Source organism: Amycolatopsis ponsaeliensis, assembly GCF_030182635.1.
Classification (GTDB): domain Bacteria; phylum Actinomycetota; class Actinomycetes; order Mycobacteriales; family Pseudonocardiaceae; genus Amycolatopsis; species Amycolatopsis ponsaeliensis.
Genome location: NZ_JAPZLD010000021.1, coordinates 54,198 through 68,473, shown reverse-complemented (window position 1 = coordinate 68,473; position 14,276 = coordinate 54,198). Strand labels below are relative to the sequence as shown.

12 protein-coding genes are annotated in these 14,276 nt (G+C 71.7%); 2 read left to right on the top strand and 10 right to left on the bottom strand.

Translation table 11 applies throughout. The features are described 5' to 3' along the window. Nucleotides 1-23 precede the first annotated feature (23 nt). From QQ657_RS29060 to glmS, 5 genes are read right to left on the bottom strand one after another with little or no spacing between them, the layout of a single operon-like run. Nucleotides 24-1,115, bottom strand: a complete 1,092-nt coding sequence (locus QQ657_RS29060) for an ABC transporter ATP-binding protein (RefSeq protein ID WP_284745435.1) — start codon at nt 1,113-1,115, stop codon at nt 24-26. Between the two features lie 3 nt (nt 1,116-1,118). Then, complete coding sequence (gene xylB / locus QQ657_RS29055; RefSeq protein ID WP_284745434.1) at nt 1,119-2,549, bottom strand: xylulokinase; 1,431 nt, start codon at nt 2,547-2,549, stop codon at nt 1,119-1,121. Further along, nucleotides 2,539-3,372: a DeoR/GlpR family DNA-binding transcription regulator gene (locus QQ657_RS29050; RefSeq protein ID WP_284745433.1), complete on the bottom strand. Its 834-nt coding sequence runs from the start codon at nt 3,370-3,372 to the stop codon at nt 2,539-2,541. The genes xylB and QQ657_RS29050 overlap by 11 nt, the downstream gene beginning before the upstream one ends. A gap of 56 nt (nt 3,373-3,428) precedes the next feature. Continuing rightward, entirely contained in the window at nt 3,429-4,868 is a 1,440-nt protein-coding gene (locus QQ657_RS29045) for an NAD(P)H-hydrate dehydratase (protein WP_284745432.1), read from the bottom strand. A 26-nt stretch (nt 4,869-4,894) separates the two neighbouring features. After that, on the bottom strand, nt 4,895-6,757 hold the full coding sequence (glmS, locus tag QQ657_RS29040; RefSeq protein WP_284745431.1) for a glutamine--fructose-6-phosphate transaminase (isomerizing): 1,863 nt from the start codon (nt 6,755-6,757) through the stop codon (nt 4,895-4,897). Nucleotides 6,758-7,223: 466 nt separating this feature from the next. Here glmS and QQ657_RS29035 point away from each other — a divergent pair, with 466 nt between their 5' ends. Beyond that, nucleotides 7,224-8,048, top strand: a complete 825-nt coding sequence (locus tag QQ657_RS29035) for a dienelactone hydrolase family protein (protein ID WP_284745430.1) — start codon at nt 7,224-7,226, stop codon at nt 8,046-8,048. A gap of 43 nt (nt 8,049-8,091) precedes the next feature. On the opposite strand, the gene QQ657_RS29030 is transcribed toward QQ657_RS29035, so the two are convergent. From QQ657_RS29030 to QQ657_RS29010, 5 genes are all read right to left on the bottom strand, one after another. Then, nucleotides 8,092-8,565, bottom strand: a complete 474-nt coding sequence (locus tag QQ657_RS29030; protein ID WP_284745429.1) for a hypothetical protein — start codon at nt 8,563-8,565, stop codon at nt 8,092-8,094. A 19-nt stretch (nt 8,566-8,584) separates the two neighbouring features. After that, complete coding sequence (locus QQ657_RS29025; protein ID WP_284745428.1) at nt 8,585-11,095, bottom strand: hypothetical protein; 2,511 nt, start codon at nt 11,093-11,095, stop codon at nt 8,585-8,587. Beyond that, nucleotides 11,095-11,406, bottom strand: a complete 312-nt coding sequence (locus QQ657_RS29020; protein ID WP_284745427.1) for a hypothetical protein — start codon at nt 11,404-11,406, stop codon at nt 11,095-11,097. The genes QQ657_RS29025 and QQ657_RS29020 overlap by 1 nt, the downstream gene beginning before the upstream one ends. Before the next feature lie 143 nt (nt 11,407-11,549). Further along, a complete protein-coding gene (locus tag QQ657_RS29015) occupies nt 11,550-11,813 on the bottom strand; it encodes an acyl carrier protein (protein WP_284745426.1) in 264 nt (87 codons plus the stop codon). Then, nucleotides 11,806-13,341: a fatty acyl-AMP ligase gene (locus tag QQ657_RS29010; protein WP_284745425.1), complete on the bottom strand. Its 1,536-nt coding sequence runs from the start codon at nt 13,339-13,341 to the stop codon at nt 11,806-11,808. The genes QQ657_RS29015 and QQ657_RS29010 overlap by 8 nt, the downstream gene beginning before the upstream one ends. A gap of 30 nt (nt 13,342-13,371) precedes the next feature. On the opposite strand from QQ657_RS29010, the gene QQ657_RS29005 reads away from it, so the two are divergent. Continuing rightward, entirely contained in the window at nt 13,372-14,259 is an 888-nt protein-coding gene (locus QQ657_RS29005) for a cytochrome P450 family protein (protein ID WP_284745424.1), read from the top strand. The last annotated feature ends 17 nt before the right edge of the window (nt 14,260-14,276 follow it).

Genomic DNA, 14,276 nt, shown 5'->3' with positions numbered 1-14,276 from the left:
CTCCAGTTTCCCACGACCCGAGGTCAGGGCAGGCGGAGCCCGGACGTGGCGGAGAACACGTGCAGCTCGTCGGGACGGATCCGCAGGTGCAGGGTGTCGCCCATGGCCGGCGGCGTGCGCGGGTCGACCCGGACGACGACGTTGGGCCGGGTGTCGTCGGCGTCGGTCTGGGCGAGCTTGCCGTAGACGAAGGCGTCCGAGCCGAGCTCCTCGACCAGGTCGACCTTGATCGGCAGGGTGCCGTCTTCCCCATCGGCGACCTCGAGGGCCTCCGGCCGGAAGCCGAGGGTCACGGTGTCCCCGTCGGCCGCGGCGATGGTCTCGCGGGTCAGCGGCACGCGCGCGCCACCCACCTCGGCGCCGTCGGCCGTGAGCTTCGCGGTGGCGAGGTTCATCGCCGGCGAGCCGATGAACCCGGCGACGAAAGCGTTTGCGGGCCGGTCGTACAGGGCGCGCGGGGTGTCGCACTGCTGCAGCAGGCCGTCGGACAGCACGGCGACGCGGTCACCCATCGTCATGGCCTCGACCTGGTCGTGCGTGACGTACACGGTGGTGACGCCGAGGCGGCGCTGGAGCGCGGCGATCTGCGTACGCGTCGACACGCGCAGCTTCGCGTCGAGGTTCGACAGCGGCTCGTCCATCAGGAAGACCTGCGGCTCGCGCACGATCGCGCGGCCCATCGCGACGCGCTGGCGCTGACCACCGGAGAGCGCCTTCGGCTTGCGGTCGAGGTAGTCCACGATGTCCAGCAGCTTCGCGGCCTCGTGGACCTTCTGCTTGATCTCGGACGCGGGGCGGCCGGCGATCTTCAGCGCGAAGCCCATGTTCTGCGCGACCGTCATGTGCGGGTACAGCGCGTAGTTCTGGAACACCATGGCGATGTCCCGCGAGCGCGGCGGCAGCTGCGTGACGTCGCGGTCGCCGATCCAGACGGCGCCGTCGTCGATGTCCTCGAGGCCGGCGAGCATGCGCAGGCTGGTCGACTTGCCGCAGCCGGACGGGCCGACCAGCACCAGGAACTCGCCGTCGGCGATCTCCAGGTCCAGCGCGTCGACCGCGGGGCGCTCCGAACCGGCGTAGCGCCGGGTCGCCTTGTCGTAGGTGATGGAAGCCATCGGTCAGTCCTCTCCGAGATTCCGCCGGACCCCGTGCGCCGCTTCGCGGGCTTCGAGGTGGCGCTGCTGGATCCGGTGGCCCTCGGCGCGCTGCGCCTCGGTCGGCTCGTCCAGCTCGAGCCGCGCTTTGCTGTTTCCTTGCCAGGACGGGGGTTCCGCACTGGAAGTCAGGGCCCAAGCCGCCTGCCGCGCCGCGCCGACGGCGACGTACTCGGCGACTTCGGGCAGTTGCACGGGCACGCCGAACACCAGCGGCGCGACCGCGCGGACGGCGGCCGACTGCGCGCCCCCGCCGATCAGCAGCACGCGGTGGACGTCGAGGCCGTGCGCGCGCACCGCGTCGAGGCCGGCGGCCAGGCCGCAGAGCATGCCTTCGACGGCACTGCGCGCGAGGTTCTCCGGGGTCATGTTCGCCCGGGTCAGGCCGGACAGCGAGCCGGTGGCGTCCGGCAGGTTCGGGGTGCGCTCGCCGTCGAGGTAGGGCAGGAAGGTGAGGCCGCCGGCGCCGGGCTCGGCCCGCAGCGCGAGCCGGTCGAACTCGCCCAGCGTCGCGCCGAGCATGCCGGCCGTCGCGGTCAGGACGCGGGCGGCGTTGAGCGTGCAGGCGAGCGGCAGGAACCGGCCGGTGGCGTCGGCGAACCCGGCCACCTCGCCGGACGCGTCGGCCGCGCCGCTTTCGGCGACGCCGAACACGGTGCCGCTGGTGCCGAGCGAGACGACGACGTCGCCGGGCTGCAGTTCGAGCGCCAGCGCGGCGGCCATGTTGTCGCCGGTGCCGGCCGAGACCAGCACTCCGCCGGGGGTGTGGCCGGCGGCGTCGGCCGGGCCGAGCACGGTGGGCAGTTCCGGCGTCCGGCCGCCGAAGGCGTGGGCCAGGACGTCGAGGCGGTAGGCGTTGTCGGACGGCGAGAAGTAGCCGGTGCCGGAGGCGTCGCCGCGGTCGGTGACCGGGGTGCCGCCGGTCAGCTTCCAGGTCAGCCAGTCGTGCGGGAGCAGCACGCGGGCGACGCGGTCGGCGTGCTCGGGCTCGTGGTCGGCCAGCCAGCGCAGCTTCGTGACGGTGAAGCTGGCGACCGGCACCGAGCCGACGGACTTCGCCCAGACCGAGGGCCCGCCGAGCTCGTCGACGAGGTCGAGCGCCGACTGCGCGGAGCGGGTGTCGTTCCACAGCAGCGCGGGGCGGACGACCTCGTCGTGCTCGTCGAGGGTGACCATGCCGTGCTGCTGACCGCCGACGCCGATGGCCTTGACGTCGTCGAGCAGGCCCTTCGTGGCTTCCTGGAAGGCGTCCCACCAGGCGGCGGGGTCGACCTCGGTGCCGTCGGGGTGCGGCGCGCGGCCGGTGCGGACGATCTCACCGGTGCTCGCGTCGCACACGACGACCTTGGTCGACTGCGTGGACGAGTCGATGCCGGCGACCAGCTCAGCTGTCATAAGGCTGCCCCTCTGCGACGTGTTCGACGATCTCGATCGCAGTGCCGGCGTTGAGCGCGGCCTCGATCTCCTCGGTGGGCGTGGCTTGGCCGGTGATCAGCAGGTCGTAGTCGCCGACGTCGCCGTGCGCGTAGGTGGCGGTGCGGCCGAACTTCGAGTGGTCGACGACGAGCACCGTCTGGTTCGCGACCCTGAGGGCCGCTTTCTTGAGCTCGGCGTAGTCGCGGTCGGGGTGGAAGAGCCGCCCGACGGCGACGGCGGTGACCGAGACGAACGAGACGTCGGCGCGGATGGAGTCGAGCAGGCCGAGGACCTCGGGCCCGGCGCAGGAGTCGTACTCGGGCGAGTACCGGCCGCCCGCCAGCACGACGTCGGTCTTCGGGCCGAGCAGCCGGGCGGCGTGCAGCGAGTTGGTGACGACGGTCAGGGCGTCGATCTCGGCCAGCCGCTTGACCAGCGGGAGGAGGGTGGTGGAGTCGTCGACGAAGACGGTCTGCCCGGGCTGCACGTGGTTCGCGGCGGCCTCGCCGAGGGCTTCTTTTTCGCCGTGGTGGAGGGTGTCGCGGAAGCGGGCGGCGGTCTCGATGGTGAGCGCCGGGTAGGCCTCGACCTTGCCGCGGAGCTTGCGCAGGAGGCGGCGCTCGGCGAGGTCGTCGAGGTCGCGGTGCATGGTCATGAGGCTGACCCGGAACCTCGTCGTCAGGTCGTCGATGCGGGCTTCGCCGTGCTCGATGACGTGGTCGAGGATGTCCTGCCGCCGCTGTTCGACGACGGCGTCGGACGGCCGGGTCTTCCGGTCTCCAGGTGCTGTGCCGCCGCTCACACGGCATTCTTACCAGATTTATCGCCGGGAGTTAACAGAGAACTCGATAACTCTTCTCAGGTTGCCAAGGAGCGGATCGAGCGGATCGCCTCCGGGATCGCGTGGACCAGGCCCGATGCCGAGGTCGGGGCGTTCTGGGCCGCGATCGCGCCCGCCAGCGAGTGGACGTTCGCCGCGGCGGCCGCCGCCAGCCAGGGGTCCAGGCCGGCCGCGAGCAGGGCCCCGACCAGGCCGGACAGCACGTCGCCCGAGCCCGCCGTCGCCAGCCAGGCTCCCCTGGGCGCGTTCACCGCGACGCGGCCGTCCGGGGCCGCCACCACCGTGCAGTGCCCCTTCAGCAGCACCACCGCGTTGTACTTCTTCGCCGCTTCGCGCGCCGCCGCGACGCGGTCCGCGCCCGGCTTCCGGCCCATCAGGCGCTCGTACTCGCCCGCGTGCGGGGTCAAGACCAGCGGCGTGTCCGGGTCGCGGGCGTCGAGGACTTCCGGGGACTTCGCGATGATCGTCGTCGCGTCGGCGTCCGCGCAGACGGGGACGCCTTGGCCGAGCACGTGCCGGAGGACGTCGCGGCCCTCCGAACCCGTGCCGATGCCGGGGCCGACCGCCCACGCCTGGACGCGGCCCGCGTCCGCGACCGTGCCCGTCGCGATGATCTCGGGCCACTGCGCCCGGACGACGTCGGCCGCGTGGCCCGCGTAGCGCACGAGCCCCGACGTCGCGCGGACCGCCGAACCCGCCGCCAGCACCGCCGCGCCCGGGTAGGTCGCCGAGCCCGCCGCGATCCCGACGACGCCCTGGCTGTACTTGTCGTCCTCCGGCCCGGGCACCGGCCAGGCCGCGGCGACGTCGACGATGTCGAGCCGCCGCAGGTCGGGGTCCGTCAGCTCGAGGCCGATGTCGACCAGCACGACCTCGCCACACCAGGACGGCGCGAGCACGTGGACCGGCTTGAGCGCGCCGAACGTCACCGTGCGGGTCGCCTGCACCGCCGGGCCGTCGACGGCACCGGTGTCCGGGTCGACGCCGCTGGGCAGGTCGACCGCGACGATCGGTGCCTCGACCAGCTCGACGAGCCGCGCGGCGGCCGGCCGCAAGGACCCGCTGGCGGAGATGCCGACGATCCCGTCGACCACGACGTCGGCGCGTTCGATCCACTGTGGACCGTCCTCGGCGGACACTGCCCGGCCGCCCGCCCGGCGCAAGGCCTTGAGACCGGCGGGGTGTGCCTTCTCGGGCTTCAGCAGGATCGCCGTGACGGCGACTCCGCGCTTCCGGAGGAAAGCCCCGGCCCAGAGTGCGTCACCGCCGTTGTCACCGGAGCCGACCAGGAGCACGACCCGGCGGCCGGACACCGCGCCGGTGTGGTCTTCGAGCAGGTCGGCGATCTGCACCGCCAAGCCGAACGACGCCCGGCGCATCAGCTCGCCGTCGGGCGTGACGGCGAACGCCCGCCCCTCCGCCTCGCGAATCCGTTCTGTGGTCCAGATTCCCTGCACGGCTCGACCCCCCGCTTTACGCTGTGTTACTCCACAGTGACGGACTTCGCCAGGTTACGCGGCTTGTCGACGTCGTACCCGCGGGCGCGGGCGATCTCCGCGGCCAGCACCTGCAGCGGCACCGTGGACACCAGCGGCTGCAGCAGCGTCGGCACCGCGGGGATCTCGATCAGCTCGTCGGCGAACGGCCGCACCGTCTCGTCGCCCTCTTCGGCGATCACGATCGTGCGGGCGCCGCGGGCCTGGATCTCGCTGATGTTCGACACCAGCTTCGAGTGCAGCACCGCGCGGCCCTTCGGCGACGGCATCACGACGACGACCGGCAAGCCCTCTTCGATCAGCGCGATCGGGCCGTGCTTGAGCTCGCCGGCCGCGAAGCCCTCGGCGTGCATATATGCCAGTTCCTTGAGCTTCAGCGCGCCCTCGAGCGCGACCGGGAACCCGACGTGGCGGCCGAGGAACAGGATCGCCTTCGAGTCGGCGATCCTGCGGCCGAGGTCCCGCACCTGGTCCACAGTGGACAGTACCTTCTGGACGGCCGCGGGCATGGCCTCCAGCTCGGCGAACTCGCGCGCGACCTCGTCCGGGTACTTGGTGCCGCGGGCCTGCGCCAGCGCCAGGCCAACCAGGTAGTTGGCCGCGATCTGGGCGAGGAACGCCTTGGTCGACGCGACGCCGATCTCGGGCCCGGCGTGGGTGTAGAGGACGGCGTCGGACTCACGCGGGATCTGCGCGCCGTTGGTGTTGCAGACGGCCAGGACGCGCGCCTTCTGCTCGCGGGCGTGCCGGACGGCTTCGAGCGTGTCCGCCGTCTCGCCGGACTGGGAGACGGCGACGACCAGCGTGTCGCGGTCGAGGACCGGGTCGCGGTAGCGGAACTCCGAGGCCAGCTCGACCTCGACCGGCAGCCGCGTCCAGTGCTCGATCGCGTACTTGGCGACCAGGCCGGAGTGGTAGGCCGAACCGCAGGCGACGACGAAGACCTTGTCGACGTCGCGCAGGTCCTGGTCGGAGATGCGCTGCTCGTCGAGGATGATCCGGCCGGACTCGAAGTGCCCGCGCAGCGTGTTGGCCAGCGCCTCGGGCTGCTCCTCGATCTCCTTGAGCATGAAGTACTCGTGGCCGCCCTTTTCGGCGGCGGACAGGTCCCAGTCGACGGTGAACGGCTTGGCCTGGGCGGCGTCGCCGTGGAAGTCGGTGACCTCGTAGCCCTCGCGGGTGATGACGACGAGCTGGTCCTGGCCGAGCTCGACGGCCTCGCGGGTGTGCTCGATGAAGGCGGCGACATCGGAGGCGACGAAGTGCTCACCCTCCCCGACCCCGACGACCAGCGGCGACGACCGGCGCGCGGCCACGATGGTGTCCGGCTGGTCGGCGTGCGTCACGACGAGGGTGAAGGCGCCTTCGAGGCGGCGGCAGACGGCGGCGACGCTGGCGGCGAGGTCACCCTTGGTGTCGCCTTCGGCGTAGGCGCGGGCGACGAGGTGCGCGGCGGTCTCGCTGTCGGTGTCGCTGGCCATCTCGACGCCGTCGGCCTCGAGCTCGGCGCGCAGGGAGGCGAAGTTCTCGATGATGCCGTTGTGCACGACGGCGACGCGCTGCGAGGCATCGCGGTGCGGGTGCGAGTTGCGGTCGATCGGCGCGCCGTGGGTGGCCCAGCGGGTGTGGCCCATGCCGGCGGTGCCGGTGATGCTGTCACGGCCGACCTTGTCGAGCTCGGCTTCCAGGTTGGCGAGCCGGCCGGCCTTGCGCTCGACGGTCAGCGCACCGGCACCGTCGAGGACCGCGACACCGGCCGAGTCGTAACCGCGGTACTCCATGCGCCGGAGCCCGCCGAGGACGACGTCCAGAGCCGGGCGGTGCCCGACATATCCCACGATTCCACACACGCGCACCAGCCTAACGAGGGATATTCAGCGGGTTGACGGGGTCCGGAAAGGGGCTTTGACCAGTGTTGACAGGGGTGGACATGGTCCGGACCAATGCGGCTTTGGTGCACCCGTGGGTGAGGCCCGCAGGCCCACCCGGCAGCACGCACGAGCCGACCCTCCAGGCACGCGAACCGACCGCCCAGGTACGCGAGCCGACCCTCCAAGCACGCGAGTCGTCTGCCCAAGCACGCGTGTCGACCCTCCAGACACACGAGCCGACCGCTCAGGCACGCGAGTCGACCTTCCAATCACGCGTGTCGACCCTCCAGGCACGCGAGTTGACCCTCCAGGCACGCGAGCCGACCCTCCGAGTACGCGAGCCGACCGTCCAGGTACGCAGCCCAACGGCTCCGGCGACCCCGCACAGCGGCTCGCCGGTGCGGCGGGCGAGCCGCGGTGCGGCGCGCACAGTAGGGTTCCGGCCATGGCCAGCAAGCCCAAGCAGCTGCTCGCGGAGCTCACGCACCCGGGTCCGCACGAGGTCCTTCGCGGCAACCTCGCCCTGGTCGGGCTGCCCGGCGTGGTGTTCACGCCGCGCGCCGGGCTCGGGCTGCCGGCCGTCGCCTTCGGGCACGGGTGGCTGCAGCCGCCCGATCGGTACCGGCAGCTGCTGCACCACCTCGCCAGCTGGGGCATCGTCGCCGCCGCGCCCGCGACCCAGCGGGGTCCGCTTCCGTCGCACCGGCTGCTCGCCGCCGACCTGCTGACCACCCTCGACGTCGTCACGACCGTGCGGCTCGGGCCCGACGGCATCAGCGTCGACCCGGCCAAGCTCGGCCTCGCCGGGCACTCGACCGGGGGTGGCTCCGCCGTCCTCGCCGCGGCTCAGGACGCGCAGGCCGAGCACCCGCGGATCAAGGCCGTCGCGACCATCACGGCCGCCCAGACGCTGCCGCCCGCCACCGAGTCGGCGAAGGCCATCACCGTCCCCGGCCTGCACCTCGCCGCCGAAGAGGACCTCGTCGCTCCGAAGGTCGGGCACGCCGAGGCCATCACGAACGCCTGGGGCGGCGAAGACGTCCAGCTGCGCACCCTCGGCAAGTCGACCCACCTGGGCGTCACCGAGGGCCGGCACTGGTCGCAGCTGATCATGCACGGAAAGCCGCACCGCAAGACGCAGCAGCTCACGCGCGCCCTGTTCACGGCCTTCTTCCTGACGCACCTGACCGGCACCGACAAGTACCGGCCCCTGCTGGAAGCCGACGTCAAGCGCGCCCCCATCGAGCGCGAAGAAGAGCCCGCGCACTGACGCGAAAAGGGCCCGGCCGAAGCCGGGCCCTTCCGAAGAAACCTCAGACCAGCCAGCTCGTGCTGGAGAAGTCGTCCTCGTCCTCCACCTGACGCGCGTGCCGCCCCCGCTTCGGCGGCTCCGGCGCGGCGGGCGCGGGAGGGGCCGGCGGCTCCGGCTGAGGCGCGACCGCCGCCGGCGCGGGCAGCGGCGTCCCGTAACTCGGCGTCGGGTACGGCGTGCGGCCCGTGTCCGCCTCTTCGTCCTCGACGCCGAACTCCATCAGCGACTCGCGGCCCTTGTCGGCCAGCGTCTTCTCCGTCGCCCAGCCACCCGCGCTCTGCTTGCGCTTGTTGAGCTCGTCCATGTGCTCGGCGTACTTCTGCGCGGCGGCGAGCTCGTTCTTCAGCCCTTCGCGGGCCTGCGTCTCGGCCTCCGCGACCCGGCGCTCGCGCAGCCCCCGCTGCTCGTCCTGCTCCCGCGCCGCGGCGTCCATCGTCGAGATCGCCGCGCGATACCGGTCTTCCGCGCTGGTCATCGCCCCTCCTCAGCCCTGGTCACCGGTCGTACCGGATCGAACGGTCACCCTCGTCGTCCAGCGAGCCGCTGATCCGGCCCTTGGCGCCGCTCGTTTCGAAGACGCCGCCCTCGATGCGGTACTGGCTGGGCCCGCGCTGCTGGTCACCGCCGCCACCGCCACCCGGCGCGCCACCCATGCCGCCCATCATGCCCATGCCCCCCATGCCGCTCATCCCGCCGGACGAGCTCGCGGCGGCCTGGTGCATGCCCGGGTCGACCGGGGTCGCGCCGAGCCCGCTGCCGTCGGACATCGGCATCGACGCGTCGCTGCCCGTCTGCGCACCGGGGTCCAGCGACACGGCGCCGGCGAAGTCCGCCGACCCGCCGCCCGTGACGGCGGACCCGAAGTCGCTCGCCCCGGCCGTGGTCGTCGAGTCGCCGCCGCCACCGCCGGCCACGCCGGAGTCACCGCCGCCGACGCCCGCGTCGGCCGTGGCCATCGCGGGCTCGGCACCGACGCTGCCGCCGAAGTCGCCGGAGAAGTCCTGGCCGCCCGGGGTGGCGAAGCCGCCAGAAGCCGCCGCGCCCTGCGTGAAGCCCGGGTCCGGGTTGGCCGGCGCCGGGTCCTTCGTCAGCGGCGACTCGGCGTCCTTGTCGTGCTGGATCGCGGAGCTGCTGCCGTCGGTCGACGCGGGGTCGGTCTTGAGGTCGCTCGCCTTGGGGTCGTCCTTCTCGTCGAGCGTGTACGTCGTCGGCTCGCCCTTGCCGTCGTCGACGGTCACGATCGTCGGGCCGTCGGGCCCCTCCGGCCGCTCGGCCGTGATCTCGAGGTTGCCGTCCTTGATGTGGATCTTGCCGTCGGGACCCGGCTTGTAGCTGCCGTCGGCCGAAGGCTGCCCGTCCTTGACGGCCCCCTGCTGCGAACCCTGCGGGCCGAAGCTGCCGTCGTCGGCCTTCGCGCCGTCCTTGCCGTCCTTGCCGGCTTCGGCCTTGTCGTCGTCACCCCAGTCGAGGTGGTAGTCCTTCTTGTTGCCGTGGCCGTCGTCGACGGAGATGTCCTGCTTGCCCTCCTTGTCGGGCTCGGACATCTCGATCGTGTTGTCGCCCTTCTTGACCGACACCGTGTCGGTGTCGTCGGTGTCCTTGATGGCCTCACCGGTCGTCGGGTCGATCGGGTACGGCTTTCCGGTCGACGGGTCGACCTCGAGGGGCTGGCCGGTGATCGGGTTCTTCCCGTCCTCGGGCTTCGCCGGGTCCCCGGTCGCGGGCGGCTCGGCCGCCGACGGCGTCGTGCTGCCGCCGCCACCGGTGCTGCCGCCCCCGCCGGTGGACCCGCCGCCGCCGTTCGAGCCGCCGCCCGTGTCGCCGCCGTTCCCGTTGTGCGTGTCGCCGCCGCCCTTGTCGCCGCCGCCGTCGTTCTTGGCCTCGGTGAGCTGGTTGCGGTAGCCGTCCATGAACCGCTCGAGCGCGCCGAACTGCTGGTCGATCGTGTCCTTGGCGGACTTGCAGGAGCCGTTGAAGGCGTTGATCAGGCCCTGGTACTCGGTCGCGAACGCGCCGTCACGCCAGTAGCGGCAGACGTTGCGGCCGTACTCCTTGTTCTCGTCGTTGAAGCCGCAGTCGTCGTTCTGCAGCCGCTCGGCGAGGTTCGTCTGGTTGCCGTTCTTCGCGTTGACGGCGTCGACCCAGCCGGCGACCTTCATGAAGTCGTCGAACTCGTCGGTCTCGCCGTTCGCGATCTTGAGGACGTCCCGCGCCATGGTGATGTCGGCCTGGGCGACGGTCGTGCGGTGCAGCTGCAGGACCTCGTCGACCTTCTTCTTGACGGCGTCGTAGACGTGCGTCACGGTCTGCGGGATCAGCTTCGCGGCGCCGTCGATCTGCTGCGAGAGCTCCTTGGCGTGCGGCTTGATCGTCTCGTCGTACTTGATCTCCGCCGCGTTCGCGCCCTTGCCCTTCCACTCCCCGAAGAGGGTCTGGAGCTCGGTGTCGCTCTTGCCCAGCGAGTCTTCGACGACCTTGTGGGCCTTGGCGAGGTCGTCGGCCTCGGTGAGGAACTTCTGGAACTGGATGCCGCGGTTCTCGTGGAACTTGTCCTTGAGGTCCTTCTGCGAGTCGATGTGGCCGGACCCGCCCTTGATCTTGTTCCAGATCTCGTCGGTCCACTGCACCAGGAAGTCGACCGTGACGTTGCCCTGGTCGAGCATTTCGTCGGAAGTCTTCGCGCCGGCTCCCAGCGTGGGCGTCGCGATTCCGTCGAGGTTCTTCTTCGCGGTGTTCTTGCGGTCGGTCTGTGCCTGCTGTTCCTTACCCTTGGCCTGCGACTCCTGCTTCGCCCGCGCGACGATTTCGTCGGTGTCGTCGTTTTCGAAGACCCGGTAGTCGCCGCCGTCGTCGGAGTAGTTCTCGATGTACTCCTTGGCGTACTTCTCTTCTTCGTCGTTGAAGTTGAAGGTGTTGCGGTCGTACTCCTCCATGAGCTCCGTCTTCGTCTCCATGGAGACGTTCGGGTCATCGAGGATCTTCTTGACTTCCGCCCAGTCGGCCATTACTTGCTCCCCGCCGCGTTCGCCTGCGCACCGGCGTTCGATTCCTGCGCGGAGTACTTCGAGCCGGCCGTGCCGATGCCGCTGCCGAGGTTCATCAGCGCGTTCGACAGCCCGGTCATGCCCGCGCCGATCTCGTCGATCCCGGACTTGTACTTGGAATAGCCATCACCGTGGACACGGCCGAAGTCCGCCTGCGCGATTTCGGTGGGCGCGACCTTCTTGGCCTCGGCGGCCGGGTCGTCCGCGACGTCGTTGAGGCGGATCTGCGCCCGCGTCATCGCCTCGGAACTCGCTTCGTAACCGTCTGGCATGGTCGGCTTTCCCCCTTCGATCCACAGCCCCTGTTCCGGGTGTCAAGACTGTGACGCACCCGGACGCCGTTCGGTGCCGTCGCAGATGCACACAGAGTCTAGCGTTCGGCCGGGCGGCCTACCTGGGCTTTGCCCAAGTGCACTCACCCGGTGGGGTGCTGCGCGGCGAGCGCTTCGGAAATGACTTCCGCGACGCCGCGGACGTCCACCAGGCGGTCGAGCTCGTCCAGATCCACGGACACGCCGTAACGGACCTCGACCCTGGCGAGCAGCTGGACGCGCTGGCGGGACGTCATGCCGATGTCGTCGAACGGTGTTGTGTCGGTCAGCCGCTCCGGCGGCAGTTCCAAGGCGCGGCAGACGATCGTCCGGATCTCGTCGGCGTGGGCGGCGGCCGGGTCAGTCATGGCGCCCATTCTCGCCCCACCAGCGGTCGCGGGCCGCGGCGCGGGACACCTTGCCGCTGGACGTCTTCGGCACCGCGCCCGGCGGGACCAGCCAGAGGGCTCTCAGCGGCAGGTCGTGACCCGCGGACACGGCCCGCCGGACCGCCGTCTCGACGCCGTCGTGGCCGGTGCAGCCGACGACCACCGCCACCCCCTCGCCACCGCCGTCCCGCACCGCGAACGCGGCGACGCGCCCGGCCCGGACGTTCGGGTGCGCGGCTTCGACCGTGGCCTCGATGTCCTGCGGGTGGTGGTTGCGGCCGTCGACGATGATCAGGTCCTTGAGCCGGCCGGTGACGTACAGCAGGCCGTCGTTGACGAAGCCGAGGTCACCCGTGCGGAGCCAGCCGTCCTCGGCGAAGGGACCTTGCCCCCAGTAGCCGTCCGCGATGTTCGGGCCGGACACCCAGATTTCTTTGTCGACAATTCGGATCCGCTGGCCGTACGGCCTCCCCACCGAGACCAGCTCACGCCCGTCGAACGTCGTGACCGTCGGGCCTTCGTCGCCCGCGCTGGCGACGAACACCGTCGCCTCGGCCAGGCCGTAGCACGGCTTGAGCGCGGTGCGCGGCAGCCCGAACGGCGCGAAGGCGCGAGCGAAGGCGTCCACGGTGGCCGCGCGGATCGGTTCGCTGCCGTTGAGCACGGAGTTGACGTGCGAAAGGTCGACGTCCGCCAGTTCCCCCGCCGCCTCCGCGGCCAGGTCGAAGGCGAAGTTCGGCGCGGCGGTGATCGCGCCGGGGTGCTCGGCGAGCAGCCGGATCCAGCGCAGCGGGTCGCGCACGAACTCCATCGGTGTGAAGAACACCGAGTGCGCGCCGAGGAAGACCGGCGTGCCGACGAGCAGCACGAGCCCCATGTCGTGGAAGAACGGCACCCAGCCGGCGAGGTTTGTCGACGCGTCGGCGTGGTAGCACTCGGTGGTCTGCCAGCAGGCCGCCACCAGCGCGCGGTGCGAGATCACCGCGCCGGCCGGGCGGCGCGTCGAACCCGACGTGTACTGCAGGTACGCCGGGTCGCTCATCGCCACCTCGGCGGGCGGCTCGGTCTCGTCGGGCTCTACGTTCTCGATCGCGAGCACGACGTCCGGCGGCGCCGGGACCTTCTCCAGGAGGTCACCCGAGGTCAGGCAGGCCGCCGGGGTGGCGTCCGCGAAGGCCGACTCGATCCGGGCGCGACCGGTCCGGCCGGTCGGCACGGACAGCGGCACCGCGACGCGGCCCGCGTAGAGCGTGCCGAGGAAGGCGACGACGTACCCGAGGTCCTGGCGGGCGACGATCGCCACCCGGTCGCCCGGCCGCGTGAAGCGGCGCAGCTCGCGCGCGACCCCGCGGACGCGGTCGAGCACCTGCGGCCAGCTCAGGGTGTGGTCGGCGGGACCCGGGAAAGTGCGGCACGTGAACGCGGGGCGGTCTTCGGCGGCGTTGCGGAGCAGGTAGTCCGTGAACGGGGTGGTCAGGACCTCTTCCGGGACGTCTGCGGGCGGCACGGCCTCATCCTGCCCTACCGTGGGCAGGCGATGGACGAGTTCGAGCGGCACGGGATCGGCCTGGTCTCCGGCCGCGACGCGTGCGTGCACGCCCTGCGGTCCCCCGATCTGACGTCCGATCCAGGTGGCGGCTCGCCGAGCGTGCTGCTGCGCGACGGCGAGGGTCACGCCCGGGTGCGCGGGGTGCTGCGGGAGATCATCGCGGACCTGGAGCCGCTGCCCGGCTCGGTGATCGCGGCGATCGAAGCCGTGGTGGCCGGGCTGGGGTCGTCGTTCGACCTCGTGCGCGACTTCGCGCGGCCGGTGGCGGGCGCGGTGACGTCGGCGGTGCTGGGCGTGCCCCTCGACGACGTCTTCCTCGACCACCTGGAGAAGACGACGGCGAACCTCGACGTCTTCGGCGGCGCCGACCGGGCCGGGCAGGCGTCGGCGTTCCGGCTCGCGGTGCAGCTGAGCCGGTCACCGGCCGGGCCGGGCGGCCTGACGGCGTTGCGGGACGCCCACGCGGCCGGCCGGCTCGACGAGGACGAGCTGATGCTGAACCCGGTGGTGCTGGCGCACGCCGCCTACGAGAACTCGCTGAACTTCCTGGCCTGCGCCGGGCTGGAGCTGGCTGCTTCGCCTTCCCCGGTGCGGGTCCGCGACCTGGTGACGTCGATCTGCCCGGCCCGGTACGTCCTGCGCTTCGGCCCGGACGGCCCGGTGGCGGTGCCCCTGACCGACGGGCTCCCGTTCGGCCTGGGACGGCACGCGTGCCCGGGTTCGGGCGTCGCGCTGGCCGAGGGCGAGGTCGCCCTCGGCGCGTTGGCGAAGCTCCTCGACGGCGGCTGCGAAGTCGGCGAAGTGGAGTGGAAGACCCACTCGGTGTTCCACGGCCTGGCCTCGGCGCAAGTGGTCGTGAGTGAGAAACAGGGTTAGAACCCTGTTTCTCACTC